The sequence below is a fragment of the Candidatus Bandiella numerosa genome, from assembly GCF_021811875.1.
Taxonomy (GTDB): Bacteria; Pseudomonadota; Alphaproteobacteria; order Rickettsiales; family Midichloriaceae; genus Aquirickettsia; species Aquirickettsia numerosa_A.
In genome coordinates, this window is sequence record NZ_JAJBJD010000124.1 from 1 (window position 1) to 3291 (window position 3291).

Consider the following 3291-nt stretch of genomic DNA (forward strand, 5'->3'; position numbering starts at 1 on the left):
CTTTCTTGAATTCCTATTATTCTATCAGCTTTTATACCAAACTTATCGTTCTTCTTTATATGAATCTAATTTTTTAAATCCATTTATTGCATATCTTCCTTGCTTTGCATTTATGCAACGGCCTTAATAATGGAAATAGATATATCTCGCTCTTCCCTACTTATGCTGATTCATATTAACAATAGACCACATTCAACATTTGCTGGACTTACTCCAGAAGAGGTTTACTACGGAGGTAATTCTAATGCGTTAAAGCCAAAGAATAACAAGTTTGCAGCTTAATTTTAAACATGGAATTTATCCTTAAATCTGCTGCATTACTGCCAACCGTCTAGGACCACCTTTTATTTTATAAAACCCCTGACCCGTTTAGTTTTACTACCTTAACTGTTTATCAATATCTAGCTTAAATCTATCTTTCACTCTGTTCCTCATCTGTATCTTCTGAATCATTGATTATTTCCTGTTCTTCATTTTCTAATATGTCAAATATTGAATTTGTACCAATATCAAATGATTGTGGCAGTGATTCAATATTCTCATTTAGCTTTGTATTTAATTGGCTATCAGCATAAATTGACTCAGAGGCAGTATCTTTAAAATTTTCAAGTATATATTTTTTACCTTCTATAAAATCTTTTTCCTCAGTTATATTGCCTGTTTCTTGATCAATATAATTTTTGCTAATTGAAATTGGCACTTCAAATTCTCGGTTGGGAATGAATTTTGAGTTTTTAAAAAAATCAACAAAAATTGGTAATGCTACATTAGAACCTGTTGCATGTTTTCCCATACTTTTAGGTATATCATAACCCACGAACACGCCAACAGTTATATCTGGTGTCAGACCAATAAACCAGGTATCAAAACTATCATTTGTTGTTCCAGTTTTACCTGCAACAGTTCGTTGTAAAACCTTAGCTCTTTGGGCTGAACCCCTTTGTACAGTACCTTCTAGCAATGAAAGGATTTGGTAATTACTTCCATCGTCAGTTACTTTTTTACCCAGAAATCCAATTTCAGGGCCATATTTTTCTTCATTTGTTTTTGTATGTATAGACGAAGGAGTGTCATCTTTGTAATATAGGTCTTTAGGTGAATATAATAATTCCCCATTCCGATTGTAGACACTGTCTATTAATTTTGGTTGTTTCATCACACCATTATTCCCAATACTTGCATATGCATTAGTCATTTTTAGTAAGGTGGTTTCATATGCTCCCAGTGCAATTGAATAATTTGGCTTGATATTTGAATTATAAATTAGATACCTCTTCGCTACATCAGTAAGTTTTTCTAAGCCCATTCCCAATACTAATCTTAATGTAGATAAGTTTCTAGATTTCTCAAATGAAGTTCTTATTGTGATTAACCCGTAGTATTTATCTGAATGATTTTTTGGTTTCCAAATGGGCAATCCTTTACCCAAATCTATCTCAAGTGGTTCATCTAAAACTAATGTATTAGGCGGTATGTTTTGCTCAAAAGCAGCAAGATATAAAAATGTTTTGAAAGCTGAACCTGGTTGTCTTTGAGCTTGAATGACCCTATCAAATTTACTTTGCTTATAATCATACCCACCAACTAGTGCTAGAATTTTACCAGATATGTTTTCTATAACTACCATCCCACCATTAACTTCTGGTATTTGTTCTAATGCGTACTGTCCCTTAGTGACTTCATCAATCAATATGACATCTCCGATTTTAAATTTTTGTTTCAATTGAGTTGCTAAGGATATATTGTTATTTAATATCCACTCATAGGATGATTTTGTTAATTTAATTTCCTTTGAATTTTGTAATATCACATTAAGGCTATCTTTATTTATCTTTGAAACGGCTCCAAGCAAATAGTTATCATGATAATTATCATTGGCGATCTTTTTTAAATTTGTAGCAACATCATTATTTATTTCAATTTTTGCTAATGCCCCTCTCCAACCTCTTTTTTTATCATAATTTTTTAATCCATTTCTTAATGAATTTTGCGCATTGACCTGCAAGTCTAAATTAATGTTAGTATTGACTATCAATCCTTTTGAATAAACACTCCTCTCATCGAACAAATCAATCAATTCCGATTTGACTGCACCTGTGTAATAATTTTCGTATTTATTATTTCTAATGGGAGAGTCACTTAATTGTATTGGAGAATTTATTGCGTCTACTCTTTCTTTGAAAGATATAAATCCCTCTTCCTCCATTCTTTGTATTGCCCAATTTCTACGTTGTAAAGCTCGATCATAATTTTTATACGGGTTTAAGGTAGAAGGAGCTTTTGGTAATGAGGCGAGTAATGCAGCTTCTTCAATATTAATATCAGCTAGACTTTTGCCAAAATAATTATGGGAAGCAACATAAATTCCATAGGAATGGTGCCCTAAGTATATTTGATTTAAGTATATTTCTAATATTTTTTCTTTAGTAAATGCCTTGCTAACTCTATATGCTAAGATCGCTTCCTTTAACTTTCTAACAAAACTTCTTTCATTAGTTAGGAAAAATCCTTTAACTACCTGTTGGGTAATAGTGGAACCACCTACCAACCTTTTGTTTCTTCCAATATTTAAAATATTTTGTATGGACGCTCGTAAAATGCTCGTTAAATCTATTCCTTGATGTTCAAAAAAATTCTTGTCCTCAACAGCAATAAAAGCATTTATAATAATTTTTGGTACATCATCATACCTGACATATACTCTTTTTTCCAATGCGTATTCATCTAAGATTTCGCCATTTGAATCATATAATCTAGTTATTCCTGAAGGCATGTAATTTGCAAGCTCCTCGTAATCTGGGATATCTTGGAAAAAACTGGCAAATAATAATAGACTTAAAAATCCAAGTGCAACTATAAATGCAAAAATAACAGAAAATATAAAAAAAATTTTATTGGTAAATTTACTCATCAAAAAATATAAATACTCTAGTGTATGTTTTTACCATTTCTTTTTTAATTTTAAAGGAAAATTTGATTTTAGTGAAATTTAATTTTTACACTTCTAGAGCATCCTAATGAGTAGTGGGAAGGTTTGCTTGATGATAAGGATGCGCTAAACGTATTGTCACCTATTAAACTACTTTATTTCAAGCTAACATATATAATTCTTATGCGCAACCAATAGTTTTATTTTCCACCATAAGAAGTGCGATCTGCACCCAAAACGGCACCGTCAAGTTAATGGAAATATGGCCGCAACACAACCCTGACCCTTAAATTTTAGGCAGCAGCTATCTCTTGGATAGCTTCATCCCAAATAAATTTAGCTTTTTGAAAATTCTCTCTTTG

Annotated in this window: 2 protein-coding genes; one reads left to right on the forward strand and one right to left on the reverse strand. The window is 31.6% G+C overall.

Features of this window, described 5'->3' with window-relative positions:
* The first annotated feature begins 129 nt into the window (after positions 1 to 129).
* Positions 130 to 282 carry a hypothetical protein gene (locus tag L8D11_RS04370; protein WP_236870456.1) on the forward strand — a complete coding sequence of 51 codons (153 nt, stop codon included), beginning with the start codon at positions 130 to 132 and terminating at the stop codon, positions 280 to 282.
* Positions 283 to 412: 130 nt separating this feature from the next.
* Here L8D11_RS04370 and L8D11_RS04375 read toward each other — a convergent pair whose 3' ends face one another.
* On the reverse strand, positions 413 to 2911 hold the full coding sequence (locus L8D11_RS04375) for a penicillin-binding protein 1A (protein ID WP_236870457.1): 2499 nt from the start codon (positions 2909 to 2911) through the stop codon (positions 413 to 415).
* Positions 2912 to 3291 lie beyond the last annotated feature (380 nt).